The organism is Photobacterium sp. DNB22_13_2 (assembly GCF_052873915.1).
Window position 1 is genome coordinate 62,703 of record NZ_JBNNXU010000003.1, and the last position, 22,922, is coordinate 85,624.

18 protein-coding genes are annotated in these 22,922 nt (G+C 48.4%); 9 read left to right on the forward strand and 9 right to left on the reverse strand.

Going from position 1 to position 22,922, the window contains the following annotated elements; all coding sequences use genetic code 11:
• Window positions 1-219: 219 nt before the first annotated feature.
• The 6 genes from ACVA58_RS05815 to ACVA58_RS05840 form a co-directional block, all read right to left on the reverse strand.
• On the reverse strand, window positions 220-1,101 hold the full coding sequence (locus tag ACVA58_RS05815; protein WP_446509505.1) for an FAD binding domain-containing protein: 882 nt from the start codon (window positions 1,099-1,101) through the stop codon (window positions 220-222).
• Window positions 1,095-1,565 (reverse strand): (2Fe-2S)-binding protein, encoded by a 471-nt coding sequence (locus ACVA58_RS05820; RefSeq protein WP_446509506.1) that lies wholly within the window; start codon window positions 1,563-1,565, stop codon window positions 1,095-1,097. The genes ACVA58_RS05815 and ACVA58_RS05820 overlap by 7 nt, the downstream gene beginning before the upstream one ends.
• A complete protein-coding gene (locus ACVA58_RS05825) occupies window positions 1,555-3,786 on the reverse strand; it encodes a xanthine dehydrogenase family protein molybdopterin-binding subunit (RefSeq protein ID WP_446509507.1) in 2,232 nt (743 codons plus the stop codon). The genes ACVA58_RS05820 and ACVA58_RS05825 overlap by 11 nt, the downstream gene beginning before the upstream one ends.
• Window positions 3,787-3,800: 14 nt before the next feature.
• On the reverse strand, window positions 3,801-5,129 hold the full coding sequence (gene ssnA, locus ACVA58_RS05830; protein ID WP_446509508.1) for a putative aminohydrolase SsnA: 1,329 nt from the start codon (window positions 5,127-5,129) through the stop codon (window positions 3,801-3,803).
• A 14-nt stretch (window positions 5,130-5,143) separates the two neighbouring features.
• Complete coding sequence (ygfK, locus tag ACVA58_RS05835; protein ID WP_446509509.1) at window positions 5,144-8,260, reverse strand: putative selenate reductase subunit YgfK; 3,117 nt, start codon at window positions 8,258-8,260, stop codon at window positions 5,144-5,146.
• A gap of 448 nt (window positions 8,261-8,708) precedes the next feature.
• Complete coding sequence (locus ACVA58_RS05840; RefSeq protein WP_446509510.1) at window positions 8,709-9,302, reverse strand: NTP transferase domain-containing protein; 594 nt, start codon at window positions 9,300-9,302, stop codon at window positions 8,709-8,711.
• A gap of 36 nt (window positions 9,303-9,338) precedes the next feature.
• On the opposite strand from ACVA58_RS05840, the gene yqeC reads away from it, so the two are divergent.
• The 4 genes from yqeC (at window position 9,339) to ACVA58_RS05860 (ending at window position 13,069) form a co-directional block, all read left to right on the forward strand.
• On the forward strand, window positions 9,339-10,250 hold the full coding sequence (gene yqeC, locus ACVA58_RS05845) for a selenium cofactor biosynthesis protein YqeC (protein ID WP_446509511.1): 912 nt from the start codon (window positions 9,339-9,341) through the stop codon (window positions 10,248-10,250).
• 26 nt (window positions 10,251-10,276) lie between these two features.
• Window positions 10,277-11,875 carry a selenium-dependent molybdenum cofactor biosynthesis protein YqeB gene (gene yqeB, locus ACVA58_RS05850; RefSeq protein ID WP_446509512.1) on the forward strand — a complete coding sequence of 533 codons (1,599 nt, stop codon included), beginning with the start codon at window positions 10,277-10,279 and terminating at the stop codon, window positions 11,873-11,875.
• A gap of 118 nt (window positions 11,876-11,993) precedes the next feature.
• A complete protein-coding gene (locus ACVA58_RS05855; protein WP_446509513.1) occupies window positions 11,994-12,440 on the forward strand; it encodes a MauE/DoxX family redox-associated membrane protein in 447 nt (148 codons plus the stop codon).
• Window positions 12,441-12,490: 50 nt separating this feature from the next.
• Window positions 12,491-13,069, forward strand: coding sequence for a rhodanese-like domain-containing protein (locus ACVA58_RS05860; RefSeq protein ID WP_446509514.1), 579 nt, complete (start codon window positions 12,491-12,493; stop codon window positions 13,067-13,069).
• A gap of 96 nt (window positions 13,070-13,165) precedes the next feature.
• Here ACVA58_RS05860 and ACVA58_RS05865 read toward each other — a convergent pair whose 3' ends face one another.
• The gene (locus tag ACVA58_RS05865) at window positions 13,166-14,539 is read right to left on the reverse strand and encodes an 8-oxoguanine deaminase (RefSeq protein ID WP_446509515.1); all 1,374 of its coding nucleotides are present in this window, start codon (window positions 14,537-14,539) and stop codon (window positions 13,166-13,168) included.
• Window positions 14,540-15,084: 545 nt separating this feature from the next.
• Between ACVA58_RS05865 and ACVA58_RS05870 the strand changes: the two genes are divergently transcribed.
• The 4 genes from ACVA58_RS05870 (at window position 15,085) to ACVA58_RS05885 (ending at window position 20,791) form a co-directional block, all read left to right on the forward strand.
• Window positions 15,085-18,339: a molybdopterin cofactor-binding domain-containing protein gene (locus ACVA58_RS05870; RefSeq protein ID WP_446509516.1), complete on the forward strand. Its 3,255-nt coding sequence runs from the start codon at window positions 15,085-15,087 to the stop codon at window positions 18,337-18,339.
• The gene (locus ACVA58_RS05875; protein WP_446509517.1) at window positions 18,336-18,824 is read left to right on the forward strand and encodes a (2Fe-2S)-binding protein; all 489 of its coding nucleotides are present in this window, start codon (window positions 18,336-18,338) and stop codon (window positions 18,822-18,824) included. Before ACVA58_RS05870 ends, ACVA58_RS05875 begins: the two co-directional genes overlap by 4 nt.
• Before the next feature lie 75 nt (window positions 18,825-18,899).
• Window positions 18,900-20,300 (forward strand): nucleobase:cation symporter-2 family protein, encoded by a 1,401-nt coding sequence (locus ACVA58_RS05880; RefSeq protein ID WP_446509518.1) that lies wholly within the window; start codon window positions 18,900-18,902, stop codon window positions 20,298-20,300.
• 215 nt (window positions 20,301-20,515) lie between these two features.
• Complete coding sequence (locus tag ACVA58_RS05885; protein ID WP_446509519.1) at window positions 20,516-20,791, forward strand: hypothetical protein; 276 nt, start codon at window positions 20,516-20,518, stop codon at window positions 20,789-20,791.
• Here ACVA58_RS05885 and ACVA58_RS05890 read toward each other — a convergent pair.
• Together ACVA58_RS05890 and ACVA58_RS05895 are read right to left on the reverse strand one after the other, a co-directional pair.
• Entirely contained in the window at window positions 20,756-21,457 is a 702-nt protein-coding gene (locus tag ACVA58_RS05890; protein WP_446509520.1) for a DUF3157 family protein, read from the reverse strand. The two genes, ACVA58_RS05885 and ACVA58_RS05890, sit on opposite strands and share 36 nt — an antisense overlap.
• 44 nt (window positions 21,458-21,501) lie before the next feature.
• Complete coding sequence (locus ACVA58_RS05895; protein WP_446509521.1) at window positions 21,502-22,095, reverse strand: MliC family protein; 594 nt, start codon at window positions 22,093-22,095, stop codon at window positions 21,502-21,504.
• 236 nt (window positions 22,096-22,331) lie between these two features.
• On the opposite strand from ACVA58_RS05895, the gene ACVA58_RS05900 reads away from it, so the two are divergent.
• Window positions 22,332-22,907, forward strand: a complete 576-nt coding sequence (locus ACVA58_RS05900) for a cytochrome b (protein WP_446509522.1) — start codon at window positions 22,332-22,334, stop codon at window positions 22,905-22,907.
• The last annotated feature ends 15 nt before the right edge of the window (window positions 22,908-22,922 follow it).

Genomic DNA, 22,922 nt, shown 5'->3' on the forward strand with positions numbered 1-22,922 from the left:
ACTATCATCTGAGACAAGTGAATCACTACCGAATTGATAGACATTTTTTCATACTAAATGTATTAGATTAATTAAGTCAAAGAGGAGCAGGAGGAAATGTTGCCCGTATCTGTTCTAACACATTTCGGGGCAAAAACGACTTTGGAGCCTAACCAAAAAAAGGGGCCTAGCGGCCCCAACCAAAAAGGTAAACTAAAAATATATACAAGAAGGGATTTGTTAACCGTTGCAATGAGACAGCTGCTCAAGCCAACGGGTGAGTAGATTAAGCGAAGCTTGCTGACGGTAAGCTGACGTTGAGCGCTGATCATCTATAGGTCGGATAATTTCGCGATAACAGTCGGTGACCTGTGCAATAAAACCCGGTTTAGCGAGCGTTTCTAGTGACTGGCCGATAACCAAGGACTCCAACTCGCGGCTGCGAACCACTGTTGGCCCTACAGCGCCAAATGCCACTCGCCAATCTTCAAGTACTGGTGCTTTCTTCGGGTATCGCTTTATACGCGCCAAACCAGCGACCGATAACTTACTCAGGGCATTGGCTGCCCGTGTGCCTACCTTGTGATAGAACACTTCGGGTAAATCCTGCTGTGGGATCACAATATGGGTGAGCATTTCATCCGGCTTCAAGGCAGTGACCCGTGGGGCCAAGATGAAATCTTCCAGCCGCACTTCCCTTTGCCCTCTGATTGATGACAATACAGCGCGGGCATCAAGCAAGTACAAGGCAGGCAGAGAGTCAGCCGCAGGTGAAGCATTGCAAATATTGCCAGCTAAAGTGGCACGATTTCGCAATGCTGGCGCGGCGATTTTAGCAACGCTTTGGCGTAATACCGATGGCACCAGAGGGTGCTGCTCGATATCAGCCAGTACGACCCCAGCCCCGATATACAGGGCCTGCTCATGTTCAGAAGCAGTAATATACTGCAGCTCCTCGATGGCATCGACAAACAGGACATCTTGTTCAAACCTTGGCGACATCCCCGCCCTCACGCCATGCTGAACCATCAAGTCCGTACCACCGGAGAACAGCATTAGCTCGCCCATCGACAAAGTATCGAGTGCTTGTGCCAAAGACTCTGGTCGATAGATATTTACCATAAGCCTTCTCCTTTCTGAGCCGCAATCTTAGCCGCTTCGACAATCATACCGTAGCCTGTACAGCGGCACAGGTTGCCTGAAATAGCAGTGCGAATGGTATGTTCGGTGGGGTTAGGATCAACCTCAAGCAAGGCATAGAGCGCCAATACCATTCCCGGTGTACAGAACCCGCATTGCACCCCTTTGGCTTCAAGCAACGCATTGATCACACACTGACCTTTTTCTGTCTCCCGTAAGCCTTCAAGGGTCATGACATCGCCGCCCTGAACTTGGCCGATAGGCATCATGCAAGCATTGACCAACCGTCCATTGAACAGCACAGAGCATGCACCGCACTCCCCTTCTCCGCAGCCTTCTTTGGTTGCGGTATGACTCATTGCGCCACGCAAGGTATGGAGCAGTGACTGCATCGGTTCGACGTCGACAACGACAAGGTGGCTATTGAGATAAAATTCAATCTTCATTGATAGGCTCTCCTTTGCCAAAACCCGTTGCTTTGATTTGATTAGCTTTAAGCTGAGTCACCTTTAGCTGAGGTGTATTACCACTAGCAAGCGCCTCGCACACTTTTTCAGGCGTCACCGGTATCGACGAAAGTGGCATACCAATGGCATTCTCAACCGCTGCAGCAAATGCTGCCGCGCCACCATTATGGGTCAATTCGCCGCCCCCTTTTGCACCATTTGGCCCATATGGGTAGGGGTTATCGACGAGATCACTGCCAATAGCAGGTACATCGAGCGCTGTCGGGATCACATAGTCTGCCATTGAACGCTGGGCAAAGACGCCATCCTGGGTGAGCTCTAATTTTTCACAGCTGCCATAGCCCAGCGCCTGCACCAAACCGCCTTCAATTTGGCCTCTGAATATGGTGCCGTCGATGGCCTTGCCGATATCATACACAGCCCAGGCACCAGTAATATCCGCTTCACCGGTTGCCATATCGACCTCAACCTCTACGACATTGGCGCCGTAACTGGTTGCTTGGTAGGCATTGCCTTGATAGGTATCTTGATCCCACTGGTGATAATCTGGTTTACAGTACACTTCGACTATCTCTTGTGGTTCTCCGTCTATCCACGACTTTTTCAATTTTTTCGCTGCTTTTTCGAGGATGTAACCGACAATCAAGATCGAGCGTGATGCCACTGTCGGACCAGAATCTGGCACAATACCGGTATCCGGCACTGCTACCTGAACTTGATCCAGCGGTTTATTGAGGGTATCTGCGACGATCTTACGGAAAGTCAGACTCAAACCTTGGCCAATATCAGTATTGGAGGCGAGGATTTGCACCGTACCGTCAGGCTCTTTAAGCAGTTTGACCTTAGCCCTGACTAAGGTGTCTTCCAAATCGCCAGCAAAACCACAGCCGTGCTGGAATATTGCCAAACCTATACCTTTGCTTTTACCGCTGTGGCACTCAGAGTTACTGGTTTCTAATTGGCTATATTCAGCAATTTTGCGCTGATAATCCGACATATCGAGCACTTTTTGCAGCATCTCATCAAGCACCAGTTCGCCAAATATTTCAGCGCCAGTCAGAGAATGAGAATGAGATGTCAGCATATGCCGCTGCTTGAAGGCTAGCGGATCAACACCGACCTGTTTGGCGACGTGATGAATATGGGTTTCCATACAGAAGCAATTTTGTGGCGAACCAAAGCCTCGGAATGCACCTGTTGGGACCGTATTGGTGGCCCAGGCATGGCCTTCTACCCGGACATTGGGAATGTCATACACATTGGTTGCGGTCGTGATGGAGCGTTGCAGCACAATGCCCGACAAACTCAGGTAGGCACCGGCATTAACATCGAACTTGATATCCATAGCAACAATGTTGCCATCGGCATCAACACCGGTTTTATAATGAAAAGTGACAGGGTGACGCTTTGAGGTGGTCGCAATGTCCTCCCCGCGCTCGAAGATAAGCCTGATTGGCTGTTGCAGCTTCGCGACCGCGACGGCTAATGGCGCTGCCAGCACATCAGGAAAGTCTTCCTTACCGCCGAATCCACCACCGGTTGGACACTGAATGGCCCTGACATTGTCATGGCCCAGTACCACTGCCATGGTATGGTGGACATACCAAGGGCACTGCATCGAGCCTTCCAACACCACCTTGCCATCTTGTGGATAACAAACAGCTCCTTGAGTCTCAAGGTAGATATGCTCCTGATAACCGGTCGAGCAGGTCTCTTCAATGATCGTGACCGCATTAGCAAAGCCGGCTTGGATGTCCCCTTTGGTCAGCGCATGGGTATCCAAAACATTGTCTGTTGCATGGATGGCACCGTCTTTCAGCGCCTTGGATTGCTCAATCGTGTAGGCGGGTGCCAGTGGTTCATAATCAACGTCAATATCATTGAGCAGTGAATCGACGACATCGGGGTCGGGGCCGACGACCAAGAAGATCACCTGACCGACAAACCGCACCTCTTGATCAGCAAAAGCCGGCCAGTCAATTTCGACAATTGGCAGCACATTCTGTCCAGGGACATCATCTGCGCCAAAAATATGGTAGCCGTCAGGCAAGGATGGAAGTGTTACCGATTTAATCCGCCCGCGAGGGCAAGAAGAGCGGTAAAACCGCCCTTCTAATAGTCCCTCGTAATGGCGATCGGCAATATATTTCGCAGCTCCTGTGGCTTCCTCCCACTTAAAGCGCGTATTAACCGTATCCATAACGGGATCTCACATTAGTCTAACTTATCCATTGTTTGCCATAGACGCATAGCGACCTTGCGGGCTTCTGCGTATATCGGCGCGACATCGAACGGGAATGCTCGGTCTTCATAAACAAAGCGACCTTCAACCACCACGCTGTTTACATTGCCGGCATTAAAACCAAAGGCAATATGCCCCGCTAGGTTGTCCGCAACCAATGGCGTCGGACTGGTGTAATCAAGGATGGTTAAGTCGGCTTTGTTTCCAGCGTCTAGACGACCGAATTTCGCGCCGAAGTTACGAGCCAGAATTTCATTACCGTTCCACAAATGACGTAGGAAACTATCAGGCCATAACGGACCACCCGCATCACGATGCTTGAAGAAGGCAAACTTCAATTCTTCAAACATGTCGGCACCAATACCATCAGTACCCAACGCGACATTCTGGAAGCGTGTCAGTTTGTCGTTATACCCCACGTTATTGTTCATATTCGAACGGGAGTTATGGACCAAGAAACCGTTTTTACCGTTCAGAATGGCAATGTCCTTCTCAGATAAGAACAAACCATGCGCCAGCAACGTCTTCTCGTTGATCAAGCCGAAGCTATCTAAACGCTCAACAATGTCTTGGCTATAGTGGTGGTGGCTATGGGTCACGTCATAACGATCTTCTGCCACATGAACATGGATCCCACGACCCGTTGCCTGCACCGCTTCGGCCATCATAGACAAGCCATCATTGGTTACGGTAAACGGAGCGTGTGCACCGATATGGGCTTCAACCAAGTAAGGTTCCTCACCCTTCTCCTTAGCACTGTCAATCAACTGGGCAAACGCGATATTTTCTTCAACGCCGGCCACCATTTCTTTCATACCGTGGTTACGGTCAGTCGTTTCGAAACAGGTCATGCCACGCAAGCCCGCCTTCATGAACCCTTTGCGCAAGGTGTTCAGAGAGCCCGCGATATAGTTTGGCGATGCATGGTGATCAATGACCGCCGAACAACCGCACTTGATCGCTTCCAGTGAACAAATCAAGCCGCTGTAGTACACAGCTTCTTCATCCAATGCCCGGTCCATTCGCCACCACAGGTTCTTCAGTATCGAAATGAAGTCAGGGCTTGGCTTGATATCCGCCATGATCCCGCGCGCCAATCCCGAGTAGAAGTGATTGTGGGAGCAGACAATACCCGGCATAACCAGTTTGCCGTTCATATCCTTGACTACGGCACCAGGGTAGTTGGCGGCCAAATTGGCCCCAACTTCCTTGATTTTATCGCCATCAATAACAATATCGACGCCTTCTTTGATCAGTGCAGGCTCAAACTGCACCGCTGTTGCGTTTCTGAGTACTAACATTCCCTGGCTCCTCACTATACGTCTACTTTGCCTAGCAGGTAGCTGTGGTTAGCTATGACATAATTGATAATCGTTGCTTCATCAGCTAGCGATTCTGGCATGTCCACATTGCCCTGCTCATTAATACGGAAGGAATAAATCTCACTGTAACTGCGAACCAACACTTCTTCACCATCAACGAAGAATCCGGCATTGGTGCTGTTGGTGAAATCTTCACGCAAGTTGAATAGCGTGAACTTGTCTTTGTACGGCTTGCTGTCCCATGGGCAGAACTGAGCACAGTTACCACATTCATTACAGTATGCATCTAGGTGTAATGTCTGGAACTGGTCACGGAAGCCTGGAATTGGCAGCGAAATATTGGCGCGGTTCGGACAGACATCGACACACTTGCTACAGATGTACGAACACTCCAAACAGCGTTTTGCTTCTTGATCGATGAATTCCTCACGGTCCGCTTCTTCCAGCTGGTTTGCTGCAATCAACTTAACCTGGATATCACCTTTACGAGCGTATACCGCTTCAACCTGAACATCAGATTTAGCTTCAAGTTGTTCATCGGCCTGTACTTCACGGGCCAAGATAGCTGTTGCCGCTTTACGGCCGCCTGAGATTGCCGACACGATTGATGATGGGCCTGTATGGGCATCACCCATCAAGAACACATTTTCAACCTCTGTTTCACAGCTATCTCTGTCTACAACTGGCCAGCCGTCTTCACCCATAGGGATTCCCATGCGAGAAAGCACTTCGCAGTTAGACTGCTCACCAACCGCAGTGATCAAGGCATCAACCTGAAGTTCAACCGTCATGTCTGTAGCAACAGGGCGGCGACGACCCTTCTCATCTGGCTCACCAAGTTCCATCACACGTGCGGTCAACTTACCATTGGCCTCAAACTGCTCTGGGTTGGTCAAGAACATGAACTGCACGCCATCTTCCACTGCTTCTTCATATTCTTCTTTGTAGGCAGGCATTTCAGCGATAGTACGGCGATAAAGAATCGTCACCTTCTCAACACCCGGTACTTTCAATGCAGCACGAGCACTGTCCATTGCGGTGTTACCGGCACCCACAACGGCCACATGTTTACCTAACTGCTGCAGTTCGCCATCATTGAAGCTACGTAGGAATTCCAGCGACTTGTAAATATTGGTGTTACCACCAGCCAGTGCAATTGGGTTGCCCTTATCAGCACCTATACCCAAGCAGACATATTTGAAGCCACTTTGCTTAAGTACATCCACCGTCAGATCTGGGTTACAACCGTATTCAATATTGACCCCGTGATCTTTCACGAACTGGATATCGTGTTCAATCGCTTCAGCAGGAATACGGAACTGAGGGATAATATTCTTCACCACCCCACCGGCATTTTTCTCTTTCTCAAACACGGTGACAGGATGACCCGCACGTGCCATGAAGTAAGCGGCAGAAAGTCCTGCAGGACCAGCACCGATCACCGCAACAGGGTGTTTGGCAGTATCTAGGCTTGGCTCATGCCATTTAGCCTTGTACTCATCCCAGCCTTTGGACAATGCGATTTTCTTCATTTCACGGATATTCAGCGCACCTTCATAATCTCGGCGGGTACAGTTGTACTGGCACTGGTGATCACAGATATGGCCGGTGATAGAAGGTAATGCATTACGGGCGTAGATGACTTCTAGCGCTTCGGTGTACTTATGCTCGCCCATCAAACGGATATATTCAGGAATATCCTGACTGATAGGACATGCGGTTACACAAGGTGCGACATAGCAGTCAGTCAGCGGTACCGCTTTCTTAACACTGATTTCTTCAGGACCACGCCACTGCTTCTGGACATAATCAGCATCTAATGATTTTGCTGCTAATGCCTCTAGCTTGACCAAGTCCACCTTGCCCATGCCCCACTCGTCGCTGCCTTCCAGCTCTTTGGCACAATCTGACAGACGAAGGTAACCACCAGGCTTAAGCAAATCAGTGGCCATAGTGATAGGGCGAATACCCGCTTCGAAGATCTCGCGAATATTAAATTTGCTGGCACCACCGGAGTAAGAAATTGGCAAAGTACCGTTGAACTCGCGGGACAGTTCTAGCGCCACATTGATAGACAGCGGGAACAAGGCACGGCCAGACATGTACATTTCTTTATCAGGCAGGCGACCTTTTTTATTTAGAGTGCCTAGGGTATTGGTGAGCTTGACACCAAAGCCGATGCCTTTCTCTTTACCTAGGTCAACCAAACGGTGCAGCATCTCTTTAGCCGCGTCGATTTGTAGATCGTGGCTGAAAGACTCTTCGCTCAGTGCGACATAATCAAAACCAGCGTTGTCGAGAATGCCACGGACACGCTCAAAGCCCAATAACGTTGGGTTAAGCTTAACGAACGTATTAATCCCCTTCTCTTCAATCATGTAACGACAAATCGCTTCAATTTCATGAGGAGGACAACCGTGCATGGTTGAAAGGGTAACGCCACGGGTTAACTGGGCAGGAATAGCATCGACCATCGCATTTAAGCGATCTTGTCTTTCTTCTAGTTGATACTCACGAATGAATTCAGGCTGCTGGATGAAGGCTTTCATCTCGCTGATATAACCACCAAAATTGGGGTGATCGCTAGAGTCGAGCATATCGTGGATATATTTCTGCATTGGGGGAGTCTGGATCCCAGACAAGTCATAGCCAACACTCATATTGAAGATAAATGACTTAGCCTCACCATCAGCTCTTGGAGCAAACACTTCTTCCAATAAGTGCAGGGCAATCCACGCCTTCAAATATTCGTCATAAGCTTTGATCAGCGTAAATTCTGTTGACCATTCAGTGTTGAAACACTCATCTTCAGCATCAATACATGGCTTGGCAATCTCAAGCTGATCGAGCTTCTGGACGGTCTTCAGCTCCATGAAGCGGCCACCGGCCAACCATGATGTAATAATATTCTGGGCAAGTTGGGTATGTGGTCCAGCCGCTGGGCCGACAGGGGTTTCACAATTCTCTCCCCATACCGACAAAGACGAGTCGATCGCTTTACGGTAGAACTGCTTTTCTGGAATACCAAAGATAGACTTACTTTGCTTGTATTCACTAAACATCCGGTTAAGTAGCTCACCGAACGGGACGGGGCGCATGATGTCTCCCATGATGGATCTCCTTGATGCTATTCTTGTTCTTCTTGGCACATTTATTTGCGCAATGTGTAGGGCTAATAATGTGAAAAATAGTTATTGGCTATGGAGCAACTACTGAGCCAAACTTTTCAGACCCTGCCAAACAAGCGATTTTATTAATTAAATTCGTGAGCAAAGTCGAAAGTTAGCTACATTTTGTGACGGATAACCAATAAATAAATTCAATTAAATTAATAAAACAGCAAGGATTAATTCCTCACAAATGAGGATGATTATTGATTAGAAATAATTATCTATCATATTAATAAAAAGCTATCAGTTTGATATCAGCTATAATGATAGATTTTAACTGCCATAAGAAAATAAACATCTTAGAAAAAATAAAAATAAACTGTGAGATAAACACACTTACTATATCAGATTGATAATAACACCTCTCTCAACTATCAAGTTGATAGCACTAATGTGACGCTGCACACAATTCATCGTACGCTTGTGGCGTATCGACATCTAAATATATTTCGTCGCAGTTAAGACCTAAATATTTAACAGGATAGCGAAATATAATCCTCTTCATCGACGAGTGAATATCTGCATTGATAACCATGTTCTTTAAGCGACTAGGGATCAATACCGGATGACCGGGGCGTACAGAGGTACCAGGGAATACCGTACATCCCCCTCTGTTGAACCACACATCGCGAAATATATGTGGCGGGACACAAGGCATATCACCATGAGTAATAAAGAAATACTCACTTTCAACATGCTTTACTCCCTGCTGAATAGAACCAAACATACCTTCTTGATAATCACCGTTAACCACAATTTTTACTCGCGGATCAAATTTATATTTTTCAATAAGTTCCGCGCCCCGGTATCCCACAACCAAAATAACACGGCGACAAAACGAGAGCGCATTTTCGATACTTGCATCAAGGATTGTGTACTGTTGGTAAGGTAGCATGAGCTTCCAGTCCCCCATCCTAGATGATAAGCCTGCTGCAGGCATAACGCAGTCTAAACGTTCGGGACGTATCGATTTATCAATCACTTAATCTACTCCTTAACTGAAATTCATGGCGGTCGTATGGTATATAACACTCACGCACGATTAATAGAGCAAACTCCAGACCAATTTATCTTATCGGAGTTATATCAACGTCATTTGACCGCGCAAAAAAAGCCAATATTTATTACCCTCGTCGGTGGCGGAGGAAAGACATCTGCCGCTTTCTGGCTAGCCAGAATCTTCAAACAATGGGGGCATGCTGTCTGCCTAACAACCACAACTAAGATGTATTTACCCGATGCCCATCAAACGGATTATATACTTCCGTTAGATGCGATGTACTGTAATGAAAAAGAAAATGGAAAAAAAGTAAAAGAACCTAATAAGTCTTTAGCACAAGATGATTTTAATTTTTCTGATCCAGCTATCACTTTTTGTTACAAATCTTTATTTGCCGACTTATTAAAACCCGACCAATTAAAGGTATTAGGCTTATCTGAAAAAGAGATTAAAAAGCTTAAAAATGATTTCCCCTTCACAGTTTTTATTATTGAAGGCGATGGCTCGCGCTCATTACCAATAAAAGCCCCACACGGGCATGAGCCTTGCATTCCAAGTTACTCGGATATGGTGATTGGTGTCACCGGCGCAGAAGCAATTAACCGTAGGGCGATCCCTGAACACATACATCGATGGCAGGATTTTTCAGCCCTGACTCAATGCCAATCAGGTGATGTGATTGACGCCCAAGTGTTACAACCGCTGATTTCTCATCCGTTGGGTCTCTTTAAGTCGACCCCCAAAACAGCAAAAAAAATCTGGCTGATAAACAAAATAGATAAGGCAAATAATACCCAAGTGATAAGCCAGATTGCACAAGAGGTGTTGGTTAACAGCCCTCAACTCGATGCTGTGTGGCTAGCGGAAATGCAGGCGGAAACACCAATCAAAAAAGTAATTTTGAAGGAACAAGTAGCGATTGCTACCTGACTTCGTCAGTACAGAGGTCATTGAAAATGAACATCTTTGCCAAGGCAGCCCAATTAGAACAAGACAACGTTCCATTCGCTCTTGCCAATATTATAGAAACTCGCGGCTCCGCGCCGCGCCATTCAGGCCAAATGATCGTCAAGGCCGATGGCACAATCATCGGCACCGTTGGCGGTGGGATGATTGAGCGCTATGTGATCGAACAAGCCTTGGAAGCACTGAGAGAAAGAAAACCCCGTGTTGTAAAAGGGCGTATGACCCGCAATGGCCCTGATGCTATGGACATGGACTGCGGTGGCGCCATGACGGTGTTTATCGATGTCTACGGCCTTCGCCCTAGTTTAATTCTCATCGGTGCCGGGCACGTCAACCGTGCCGTCGCCCAAGCAGCCCATGTGCTGGGTTTTGATATTTCGGTCGCTGATGCCTACGCCGACAGCCTCGCCGAGGAGCATTTCCCGATCGGTACCAAGCGTTTACTGGGCGATACCATGGAAGGGGCCATCGAGCAGCTGGATATTAATAAAGACAGCTATATTGTCATCGCGACTAACCACCAAGATCAGGATGCCATTTCCAAGGTAGTGGATTGCGAAACTCGCTATACCGGCCTGATGGCCAGTCGGCGTAAAGTACAGACACTGTTTACCCACCTGCGCCAAAGCGGTGTCGATGAGACCCGGATCAAGAATATCCACTCCCCTATCGGCTTCAATATCGGTGCCGAAACCCCGGAAGAGATTGCTATCAGCATCATGGCTGAAATCCTCAAGGTGAAACATGAATCGGTTGGCGGCCAGATGAAAGACGATACCCGCCTTAACCGTAACAAGCTGGTTTTGCTTCGCGGGGCCGGAGATATCTCGACCGGTGTCGCTGTCAGGTTGTTCAATGCTGGCTACAAAGTGGTGATGACCGATATCGCCAAGCCAACCATGATCCGCTGCACCGTATCATTTGGCCAATGTCTCTATGGCGAACCGGTGCAAGTCGAAGGGATCACAGCCTGTAAAGCCAACAACAAAGACGAAGTGTTCGACATCATCGACCGTAACCAAATTCCGGTCGTGGTTGATGAAGACTGCAGCTCGGCTGATACCCTCAAGCCGACTTTCTTGGTCGATGCCATCCTCGCCAAACACAACGTCGGCACCCAAAAAGACATGGCCCCTATTACCATCGCCCTTGGCCCAGGTTTTACCGCTGGCAAGGATTGTGATGCGGTGATTGAAACCAACCGTGGCCACCATTTGGGCCGGGTAATTTATCAAGGGTCAACCCAACCTAATACCGGTGTTCCCGGCAATATTGCCGGTTACACCCACCAGAGAGTACTTCGCTCGCCATGCGCCGGCGTCATGCATAACCACGTCAAACTCGGTGATCTGGTTGAAGAGGGTGATGTCATTGCCCATATCGGTGACAGCCCGGTAGTGGCACCACTTACCGGTATGATGCGCGGGCTTTTGAACAACGGTCTTACCGTTCGCGAAGGCTTCAAGATTGGTGATATTGACCCACGAGGCCCTGAAGCGGATTACACCACCGTATCGGATAAAGCACGGGCAATTGCCGGCAGTGTATTGGAAGCCATGTTACACCTGGAGCAAAGCAGAATGAGTTAAGGGCTAGGGCCACTTGCAGTCTGGCTTGATGGATTCAGGCCAGACATTTTTACCCAGATCTGATTGGGTTTACAACCTCAAACAGGTGCTGGGTTATACGACAGGAAGAGATCTAATTATGAAAACGACAGGCTATTTACATCACTTTGTCACCTCCTTTGTATTGATGTGCGCAGCAGCGCTGACGGTAAAAGGCTTTTTCTTACCTGAACATACTGGGTTGCTGCTAACCGACACCGGTATCGTGCCAGCTATGTACGTCGAACCTATCGCTTTTGCTATACCTCTCGCCCTTGGCATCAGTGCACTCACCGCCTACTTGGGTATTACCACATTATTCCCTGTCGTTGCTGGCTTTGGCTTACATATTGCACTGTCTGGACTCGCTCTGTACCAAGGCTTGCACTTTGATTGCGGCTGCTACCTACCGGGTACGGTGCAATCAGATGTCTACAGTACCCTTGAGCCACAATTTCTCATCATGCTGCTAGTACTTCTCGTTTCTGCAGCACTCTATTACTTCAACAACTTAACGACTCACCGCTCTGTTACACCAGCAGTTTGATTTATTAAACGTGTGACGTAGTGAAAGTAGTCTTTGATAAGGATACGATCATGATCAAGAACAAGGCTTCTCTGCACGCTCTTTCTTTCCGGCGAGCTGGGCGCAGCTTTTGGCTCAACCTGTTCATTATCGCCAGTGCATTGTTAGTCCTACCCTTTAGCGCTAACGCTGCACTGTTTGGCGGTAAGTTCAAAGCAGAAGTAGAAACCGAGCAGGTTGCGATCAAACTCCATAACGATACGCTTGCCGGTGGCTACCAGCTTATTGATACCAATGGACTGAAAACACTCATTGAACAAAATACCAATGTCATGATCGTCGATGCCATGCCCTTCAAAGACAGCTACAAAAAAGAGCATATCCCTAGCGCCAAACAATTCGAATTCCCGATCCCGGATATGCCCAAATGGGATCCTGCATTAACCAATCAGCAAACCGTAGAGGAATTTACTCAGTTACTAGGCGAAGACAAAGCTAAAACCTTGGTTTTCTACTGCGGTTTTGTGAAATGTGGTCGCAGCCATAATGCAGCAGCTTGGGCGGTGAAGCTGGGTTACACCAATGTCTACCGTTACCCAGGCGGCATATTTGCCTGGAAAGGTGCTGGGTTTAACACCTCATCGCTGTAGTTTTTACTAAATAGAACTCGACATTAAAAAGGCTGGATCTTTTATTCAAAGATTCAGCCTTTTCATTTCAATTTTTCTTATTCAGACAATAAACAACTAGCCAGCTTTTACTGCTAACCGTTGGGCCGCAGCAGAATGTCTAGCCATCAAGTCATCAAGGTCAACACCTTGAACTCTGCCATCAAGTACCCGCCACTGACCAGCCACCATCACCTTATCGGCCTGCTGAGCTCCACATAGCAATAGAGCGGCCAATGGATCATGACTCCCTGAAAAGCGGATATCATCCAGTTTGAACATCGCGATATCCGCCTGCATTCCTGCTTGCAGCGTACCAATATCACTGCGCCCCATTGCGGCTGCAGAGCCTGCTGTTGCCCAGCGCAACGCATCGAAATGGGTCACTTCCGCCGAGCCATAACGCAAACGCTGTAAATACATCGCCATTCGTACCTCGGCTATCATATTCGAGCCATCATTGGAGGCCGAACCATCAACACCGAGCCCTATTTTGGCTCCCGCCGCTTCAAGCTCTTTGTTGCGGCAAATACCCGATGCCAACATCATATTCGAGGTTGGACAATGACATATCCCGACTTGCGCCTGCCCCAATCGGCGCACTTCCTCATCATTGAAATGGATACCATGGGCAAGCCAGGTTCGCTCATGCAACCAACCGACTTCGTCTAGATAATCCACCGGACGATAACCAAAACTGTCGAGACAGAATTGCTCTTCATCTTTAGTTTCGCATAGGTGAGTATGCAACATAACGCCATGCAGGCGGGCTATTCGAGCTGTCTCTTTCATTAGCTCGGTAGTGACAGAGAAAGGCGAACACGGTGCCAGCGCAATTTGTATCATGGCGCCTTCTTCCGCTTGATGGTATTGACGGATCAATCTTAGGCTATCTTCAATAATCGCATCTTCATTTTGGATCGTATGTTGTGGCGGTAGGCCACCTTGATCTTCCCCCAAGCTCATTGAACCACGGGTTAAGATCGCTCGGATCCCGAGCTGCTGGGCGGCTTCAACCTGAATATCGATAGCATGCTCAAGCCCATTCGGGAGTAAATAATGATGATCAGACGCTGTCGTACAGCCAGACATCATCATCTCGACCAAAGCCAACTCTGTCGCTACCTGCATCATCTCTTCATCAAGCCCGGCCCAGACGGGATAAAGGCTTTTAAGCCAATGGAACAGCTCCTTGTTGAGTGCACTGGGATAGGCACGGGTCAGGGTTTGGTAGAAGTGGTGGTGGGCATTGATGAGTCCCGGTGTCACGACATGCTGACTGGCATCGACTGTGATATCAATGGGGACGGAAGGGCGTTCACCGAGGACAACGGTTTCGAGAATACGGTTACCTTCTATAACAATACCGCCTTTAATATTTTGGCCAGTATGATTATCTTGCTGATTGGCAGTAAAGATAGCCAGAGGATTTTTAATCCAGGTTGTTTTCATCCATAGTATTCCTTAGCCTTCGCAACCATTGCAGGGGAGAAGGACTTTGTTAAGTACTTTTTATTGAACACAAAAACCGCTTTTATATTACCCCTACCAGTCTTGCAAAGACGTTACCTAGTCCACGAAAACTATTCCAAGCCACTGATAAACCAATACTCTCATGGTATCAGTAACGGCCGGGACAACTCTCATTCCCAAAGTGAGACTATCAAAATGATACCCTTTGAGCTTAAATGAAAATAAGTATTATTAATCAATATGATAAATATTACTTTTTTTTGACCCCGATCTCAGTAAGCAACAAAACGCTCAACCTACCGACAAACTTCCCCCCTTGAGTTCACATTTTGCTCGCACAATCAAAAACAAGCTGGGTTATGGCCTGATTAATGCCTCTGTAGCTGGGTCGAAGTCGCTACGAAATGACGCTAACTCACTATCCATTTCGCGTAATTTCCTAGTTAGACATCCTCGATGCAGCAATCTTTTGCACATTGTTTGTCATTGGCGATCGTCGTCGCCAATGTAAGAGGGAGTGTTTAATGACGCGTTTCAATCATGTAGGCCAAAGCCTACCCCGCGTAGACGGCCAAGCCAAAGTTACCGGTACGGCCATATATGGAGATGATATTTCACTGCCCGGCATGCTGTATGGTGTGTGTCGCTATACCGATATTCCAGCGGGCAAAATTCTAGGCATAGACACATCTGAAGCTGACGCCATTGAAGGCGTAGTACGGATAGCCACTTTCAAAGATATCCCCGGAGACCCTTCGACTGGGGTCATAATTCGTGATTACCACCCTATATGTAACGAACAAGTTCGCTACAGTGGTGATATTGTTGCCATCGTCGCCGCAGAAAGCTACGAAGCGGCTTGCTTGGCAGCCGATAAGATCAAAGTCGATTATCAACCATTTACCCCCATAGGTAATGTGCATGATGCCCTTGCCGATGGTGCGCGCCTGATCCATCCAGAAAGCGGTTCGAATGTGGTCAACCGTCACCACACTGAAAAAGGCAATGCCGAACAAGCGATCGCCGATGCTGACATTGTCCTCGAACACACCTATCAGGTCGGTTTTCAGGAACATGGCTATATTGAGCCAGAATCGGTAACGGCCTACATCGATCCGACGTCGCGTGAACTCGTGATCACAGGTTCGATCCAGAACCCCCACCGGGTAAGAGGCTTCGTTGCCAGCTTTATGGATATTGACCAAGCCAAGGTCAATATCAAGCGGGCCGTGATGGGTGGGTCATTTGGCGGTAAGGATGATGGTATTGATCATCTGGCCTGCCGTGCTGCATTGCTCGCTTCGCTAACCGGGCGTCCAGTGAAGTTCTCATACACCCGTGAACAATCCATCATCGAAAGTACCAAGCGTCATCCTTATCACATGCATTACAAGGTCGGGGTCAGTAAAGACGGTAAAATCCAAGGTATGAAGGTCAATATCTTGGCCGATGCCGGTGGTTATGCTGCATGTACTCCCTTTGTAACCTGGCGCTCGGTGATTCAAGCAGCAGGTCCGTATGACATCGAGAATGTCCGGGTCGATATCAAAGGCGTGTATACCAACAACAGCATGTCCGGTGCAATGCGTGGCTTTGGCTCGCCGCAAATCATCTTTGCCAACGAATCGCTGATGGATGAAATCGCCCAGGCTTGTCAGCTCGACCCGGTACAAGTCAGGGAGCGTAATGCCCTGCGTCAGGGCGGTCGCAGTATTACCAATCAAGTGTTTGATAACCATAATGTATCAGCCATAGAAGTACTCGACAAAGCAGTTCAACGCAGTGAGTTCCAAGCCAAACGTGAACACTATGCGGAAATCAATGCCCAAAAAGGACACATTAAATACGGTATCGGCATGGCGCTGAGTTACCGTGGTTGTTCGATGGGCGCTGAAGGGGTAGACACCTCAAGTGCATTGGTCACCGTGAACAGTGACGGCAGCGTCAATGTCTCGACCGGTGTATGTGAAAATGGCCAGGGGCTACAAACGACCATGGCGACCATTGCTGCTGAAGTCCTTGGCTTATCAGTAGACAAAGTCACCTTTGTCGAGCCACCAACCTCACTGATTGCCGATGGCGGACCAACCGTTGCTTCCCGTGCCACCGTCACGGGCGGTAATGCCGTTAAAGACGGTGCTGAGCAAATCAAGCAACGCATTTTCGAGGTCATCAAAGAGCAACTTTGTGTTACCAGTCTTAAAGACACACGGTGGGCCGATGGCGTGATCTGCAACCGCCATGCGCGGGATAAGTCGGTCAGCTTTGCTGAGGCGGCCAATGCCACTAAATGGGCGGGGGTTAACCTTGCGGCCTATGGTTGGTTCGACCAACCTGCAATCCATTGGGATGAAGAGAAAGGGACAGGATCACCGTACTTCACTTGGGTGTATGGCTGCCAAATCGTCGACCTAAAAGTCGATACCAGTACGGGGAAAATCGATCTTCTCGATATTACAGCTGTTCATGATGTTGGTCAGGTTATCAACCAAATTGGCTATGAAGGACAAGTGGCCGGAGGCATTGCCCAAGGCGTTGGCCTTGGCATGTTAGAGGACTACAACATCGAGCACGGTCAGGTGAAATCTGAAAACCTCGATAGCTACCTGCTCCCTACCATTAAAGACATCCCTTCACTCTCTATCCATGCCGTCGAAAATGAAGACAATGGAGGGCCATTCGGTGCCAAGAGTATCGGTGAGCCAGCGGCAGAGCTTGCCGCAGCGGCGATTACCAATGCCGTCGCCTTTGCGACCGGAAATCGCCATCGCCAACTACCGCTGACTCTCGAACAGGTTGTCCTTGGCTATAACTTGAAAAAGCCAGCCCGCCAGAGCGAGCTTCTTCATGCCGCTGCCGAGAAAAAGCAAACCCATCGCCTCAATAGTTTCTCGGTTAAGAACCCCGAGTCCTTAGCCTCGGCATTGGCCCTGCTTGCTGACGGTAGTGCCACCCCGTTGGCAGGTGGGACCGATGTGATAGTTCAAGGCCGATTGCAAAATGAGCCTAAGACATTGATCAATATTGCTCGACTGCCTGAGCTGCTTGAAATTGAACGCGTCAAAGGCGAGTGGCATATCGGCGCAGGCGTTTGCTTCACCCGTGTGACCGAACATCCGGACATCAAGCAACACTATCCATTACTCACCCAAGCTTGCCACACCATTGGCTCGCACCAGATCCGCAACCGCGCAACTATCGGTGGCAACATTGTCAATGCCGCTCCTTGTGCTGATTCTGTCCCACCATTGGTGATCTATGAAGCCAAGATAATGCTACAAAGCCATGACAGTCGCCGGACGCTTCCAATCAGTGAATTTATTACTGGGGGCTATCGCACCGAGCTAAAACCCGGAGAGTTACTCACTAAGGTTATCTTGCCGATCCCAAGCCCAGCGAAACACAACCCATCAGGAAGGATCCAAGAATACCGCCAGCTTGGCAGGCGTAATGCGCTCAACATCACTAGGCTAAGCCTAAGTTGCATAATGGAGCGCAACAACAGTGGTGTAATCACCACTTGCTGCTTGGTTGATGGTGCGCTGTTTAGTAAACCACAGCACTTAACTCCGGTTGAGAACATTTTGCTCGGCCACACACTTAACACTGAGAACATAGAGCACGCCTGTACCGTACTCGAAGAGATGATTGACCAAGCTATCGGCGGACGCTGGTCAGCCGCTTACAAGCAGCCGGTCTACCTTAATATGTTCCGCGATCTCATGAACGATATTCGCTATCAGCAACCCCATCAGCCACTACAAGGAGAAGTGCAATGAGCCTGCTTGCTGAAAACCTGATCCCATTGTCACTTTCTGTCAACGACCGCCCGTACCAATTGTCGGTCACTGGTAATACCCGCTTACTCGACTTGCTACGGCAAGATCTCGGGCTAACAGGTACTAAAGAAGGGTGTGCCGTTGGTGAGTGTGGCGCCTGCACCGTGGTCATGGACGGCGAGGCTGTTTGCTCATGCATGATTTTGGCAGCCCAATGCCAAAACAGCCAAGTGGTGACTATCGAAGGGCTAAAAGCCGATCCTCTCGCCCAGCAGCTGCAACAGTCCTTTATCAAGCGTGGAGGTGTGCAATGTGGTTTTTGCACGCCGGGCGTTCTGATGAGTACCTGGGCCTTGCTGAAGAAATATCATCGCCCCAGCCAACAGCAGGTGTTAGATGCCCTAGAGGGTAACCTATGCCGCTGTACGGGCTATCAACCCATCCTGAATGCCATCAATGCTGTCATTGAAGACATCACACCGTAAGTCTTTCTCCCCTGCCTAACTCGCAGGGGAGCTTTTTTATCCAAAATACATGTTGTTGTACATAAGGATTGAACAATGCAGCTACTCTACCAACTCAATGAAAAGCCCCCCCATGGGATCACCTTTTTCCTTGCTCTCCAGCACATGCTGGCTTCCATCGGCGGTATTGTCGCCGTACCTTTGATTGTCGGTGGGGCCATCGGGTTACCTGAGCCCGATGTCGTTACCCTTATCAGCGCTTCTCTGTTTGTGTCCGGCATTGCCACTATCGTCCAGTGTCTCGGAGTTGGTCCCGTGGGGATAAGGTTACCTGTGGTCATGGGTGCCAGCTTCGCCTTTCTCGGCGCATTGATTGCCATTGGCCAAACCGGCGGTATGTCGACGATTCTCGGGTCCGCCTTTGTTGGCTCGTTTTTTGTCATCATCGCCAGCTTCTATATGGATCAAATTCGCAAGCTGTTTCCCAACCTGGTTAGCGGTGTGGTCGTCACCCTTATCGGTCTGACGATTTTACCCGTCGCGATGAACTGGATCGGCGATGCGCCGGCTGGCGATCCCAGCTTTGCCTCCTTGCCCAAGATATTTCTTGCTGCCGCATCTCTAGCCGTTGTGATCGGCGTATCAGTATTCTGTAAAGGAGCCATCGCCGCCTCGGCTATCGTTATCGGTTTGGCCGCAGGCTACCTGATGGCAATACCGCTTGGCATGGTTGACCTGACCCAACTCTACGAAGCGAATTGGGTTGCAGCCCCTGAGCCTTTCAAATACGGAATGACTTTCTCAATCCCAGCGATTATCAGTATGACCTTGGTATACCTAGTGGTCGTTGCTGAGGCTACAGGCGACTTTATGGCACTGGGCAGCAACTGTCATGTTGATGTGTCAGGAAAAGACCTCAAACGAGGATTGCTTGGCGATGGCCTTGGCAGTACTTTTGGGGCTATGTTCTCGGCAATGCCGGTAGCCAGCTTTAGCCAAAATGTTGGAATTGTGGGGATCAGTGGTGTCGCCAGCCGTTATGTGGTTGCACTAACCGGTTTGCTTTTGGTCGCGGGAGGCTTATTTCCAAAAGTCGCAGCGCTGGCCGTTACCGTTCCGAAACCAGTATTAGGTGGCGTCGGCTTCGTTATGTTCGGTATGATTGCCTATGCTGGTATCCGTATGTTGCTCAAAGCTGCTGACTCTCGTCGAAATGCGCTCGTTGTTTGTGTTGGCTTGGCGTCAGGTATGGCGGTAACCCTTGAGCCGCACTTGCTTCAGCACTTCCCTGACTCATTAAAAACGGTGTTTCACTCCGGGATCACTACAGGGACGTTAGCCACTATCGTATTAAACCAACTGCTACCGAAAAGTAAGAAAAGCACTGAAGATACCCAAGTTACTGCGAAAAGTATTTTAATCAAACCTGATAAGCGCGCTGCTCGCTTGGTGGCAGCAAAAGCTCGCCGTGCCGAACAACTGGCAGCATCAAAATAGTATCTATACAGTTTTACCGAATATCACTAACGATATGCTCTCAATTACCTTGTTATCTCGACAAGTTAGCTGAGAGCTTTTTTCCTAGACCGTTCCATGAAACAATCTGAAGAGATTTTAAGCTCTGAAAAATCCCTGTCATAAACCACATCTACAATCCCCATGCTCACATTGACGACCATTATCAATTAACTTAACCCTAGACGTAGCAAAATATGACAATTTCAGTGGCACCTATTGCAGATACGCTAAAAGCAGCGATTACCAATATTTATCAGACGTTTCCAAACTTGAGTTATCGCCCAAGGCCTGACGATGTTAAGTTACTGGCAGCCTATATGAAAAGCCAGGGCAATGAATACCCTAATCATTTAGATACGTTACTTGAGGTTGAGAATACCCATATCGAGCTGGCATTAACCAAATATCATAGCATCAACAAACCGTTAGATGCCTCACCAACGCTCGACAGTTGTAATGTCAGTTTCTAAGAAATAATGTTCTTGCTTGGGAACAGAAAATGTCAGAATTTTTCCTTCCCGCTCGGTGCCCGGTCGAAAGTAGGTTTCAGGCATTCGCTTGATGGATGTCCAGACAACATGATTATCACGCTTGAGCACCTCGCCTTTTTCATTGCGAAGTATGGTCGCCACTTCAACCAAAATCACTGAATCGGTACCTTCATTTCTTAACGAAATCGGGATCGTTAACCGACCCTCCTGATAACTGGCAGATTGAGCGACGACGACGACTCCGCTGCGTTGATATTCACCGACGACCCTACCAGTATTAGGGGCAACGAGATCACCGTTTGTCCTCGCAGAAGCAGAGGCAGAGGCAACCGATGATAAAGAAGGCACAGTCTTAACTTCTCCCGATCTAGTTTCCTCAGGTCTAGGCTCTCCCGATTTGGCCCCCTCAGCCTTTACACTACCAACCACAGCAGATGTACCCACGGCCGCAGCGCCGCCAGCTATCACCGTTTTCTCTGCGGTTTTATCTTCGCCCACAAACTGCCAGGTATTATCATCAAGTAAAATAACTTCCCTGCCATCAGGTAGCGTCGCTATCATTGATGCCGCCTGGACAAATTGAATAAAGCCAAACAAAAGGCTAGCAATCGCTACCTTTATAAAAACTTGCCGAGCTAAACGCATGCTCTGTCCCCTCAACGTTTCTCTTTATTGCCTTGCCTGTTTTACTACTTCTGTTGGCATTCGAACGTGTTATCGAACCACTTAATGATGATCTCACCTTGATGTTCACCGTATTCCACGTTTTGTCCGTAATATTTAATACCACTTGCCATCGGCTCAGCCAATGCAATCACCTGGTCATTGCCACGCGTTAATACCACGCTTGCCGGGTCTGTCTGATTGTAAAATACCGCAGTAAATGGCTGGCTGTTACCGTCGCAGTCTAATGAAACACCTTTTGGTACTTCTAGCTGACCGCTGATAACTTGCAGTTCGACAATCCGGCTTTTATACGCAAAGTCTGTGCAGTCACGTACATCATTGGCTTTCCAGCAATCGTTTCGTCCTTTTATCCAACCACGCTGCATCGCCTTTTGGATTTTCACATCTTCAGCAGGCAGATGGGCCATAGCCTTATCAAACACTTGCTGCATCTTCTGATCCATTGAGGCCAGATATGTATCTTGGCATATCAGGGTTTCGACCGCCCCATCTGCTTTTGTGCAATCAAAAGCGGGTTCACTGGCAACAGATGGGGTTACCATCAAACACCAAGCGCCGAGAACCAGTAATTGTTTATTCCACTGCAAATTGTTCACATAGACTCCACGTTGCCAGCTAATATCAACAAGCGCTTACTATATTATTAGCGCTTCCGCTCCAATGTGTTTTTTCATCTTTGAGCCTGACACCTAAATTATCTCAAGAAATATCATAATGATCGGTTCTTCAATAATTCATATAAATTATCACCCGCTTATCTTGTCGCAATGTCGCAAATCCATAGTATGAGCCGTGCTCACACGCTCAACATCAACATGGATAAACACAAAATATGGATAAAAAACATTTCAACCCTGTCAGTATATTCCTACACTGGCTGACGTTCTGCACGGTCATAGCCCTTTTCGCTTCGATTGAAATAGCAATCAGCTTTGAACGAGGCTCCTCTACCCGTGATCTGTTCAGCCATATTCACTACTATCTCGGCGCCACTCTTTTTGTCGTAACACTTTTTCGCTTAGTCGTCAGAAAATTCAGCAGCAAGCCAGAAATACAGCCACAACCAAGCCGACTACAGACACAATTGAGCCACTTCGTTCATCTCGCATTGTATGTTTTGATGCTGTTGATCCCACTCGCTGGTCTGGCTTTGCTTAATAGTACAGGGAGCCAACTATCGATAGCTGGCCTTGATATACCGGCCATTGTTGAACCCAATCGGGCCTTAACGGCCACAATTCGAGAACGTCATGCATTGTTGGGCTTTAGTCTTCTTAGTTTCATTACAATCCACGCTATCGCTGCGCTTTTTCACCACTACATCATAAAAGACAACACGCTTATTCGTATAATGCCCACGCGTAAAACAAATGCGGCCCAGCCAAAGGCTGAGCCGACAATAGAATAATCTGGAAAGAATTAT

Excerpts from the sequence above, each read along its gene's own strand:
- ACVA58_RS05855 (WP_446509513.1), top strand. The coding sequence starts at position 11,994 with ATGAAAACGACAGGCTATTTACATCACTTTGTCACCTCCTTTGTATTG.
- ACVA58_RS05900 (WP_446509522.1), top strand. The coding sequence starts at position 22,332 with ATGGATAAAAAACATTTCAACCCTGTCAGTATATTCCTACACTGGCTG.
- ACVA58_RS05885 (WP_446509519.1), top strand. The coding sequence starts at position 20,516 with ATGACAATTTCAGTGGCACCTATTGCAGATACGCTAAAAGCAGCGATT.
- ACVA58_RS05825 (WP_446509507.1), bottom strand. The coding sequence starts at position 3,786 with ATGGATACGGTTAATACGCGCTTTAAGTGGGAGGAAGCCACAGGAGCT.
- ACVA58_RS05865 (WP_446509515.1), bottom strand. The coding sequence starts at position 14,539 with ATGAAAACAACCTGGATTAAAAATCCTCTGGCTATCTTTACTGCCAAT.
- ACVA58_RS05880 (WP_446509518.1), top strand. The coding sequence starts at position 18,900 with ATGCAGCTACTCTACCAACTCAATGAAAAGCCCCCCCATGGGATCACC.
- yqeB (WP_446509512.1), top strand. The coding sequence starts at position 10,277 with ATGAACATCTTTGCCAAGGCAGCCCAATTAGAACAAGACAACGTTCCA.
- ACVA58_RS05860 (WP_446509514.1), top strand. The coding sequence starts at position 12,491 with ATGATCAAGAACAAGGCTTCTCTGCACGCTCTTTCTTTCCGGCGAGCT.
- ACVA58_RS05820 (WP_446509506.1), bottom strand. The coding sequence starts at position 1,565 with ATGAAGATTGAATTTTATCTCAATAGCCACCTTGTCGTTGTCGACGTC.
- ACVA58_RS05875 (WP_446509517.1), top strand. The coding sequence starts at position 18,336 with ATGAGCCTGCTTGCTGAAAACCTGATCCCATTGTCACTTTCTGTCAAC.
- ACVA58_RS05870 (WP_446509516.1), top strand. The coding sequence starts at position 15,085 with ATGACGCGTTTCAATCATGTAGGCCAAAGCCTACCCCGCGTAGACGGC.
- ssnA (WP_446509508.1), bottom strand. The coding sequence starts at position 5,129 with ATGTTAGTACTCAGAAACGCAACAGCGGTGCAGTTTGAGCCTGCACTG.
- ACVA58_RS05890 (WP_446509520.1), bottom strand. The coding sequence starts at position 21,457 with ATGCGTTTAGCTCGGCAAGTTTTTATAAAGGTAGCGATTGCTAGCCTT.
- ygfK (WP_446509509.1), bottom strand. The coding sequence starts at position 8,260 with ATGGGAGACATCATGCGCCCCGTCCCGTTCGGTGAGCTACTTAACCGG.
- ACVA58_RS05815 (WP_446509505.1), bottom strand. The coding sequence starts at position 1,101 with ATGGTAAATATCTATCGACCAGAGTCTTTGGCACAAGCACTCGATACT.
- yqeC (WP_446509511.1), top strand. The coding sequence starts at position 9,339 with ATGGTATATAACACTCACGCACGATTAATAGAGCAAACTCCAGACCAA.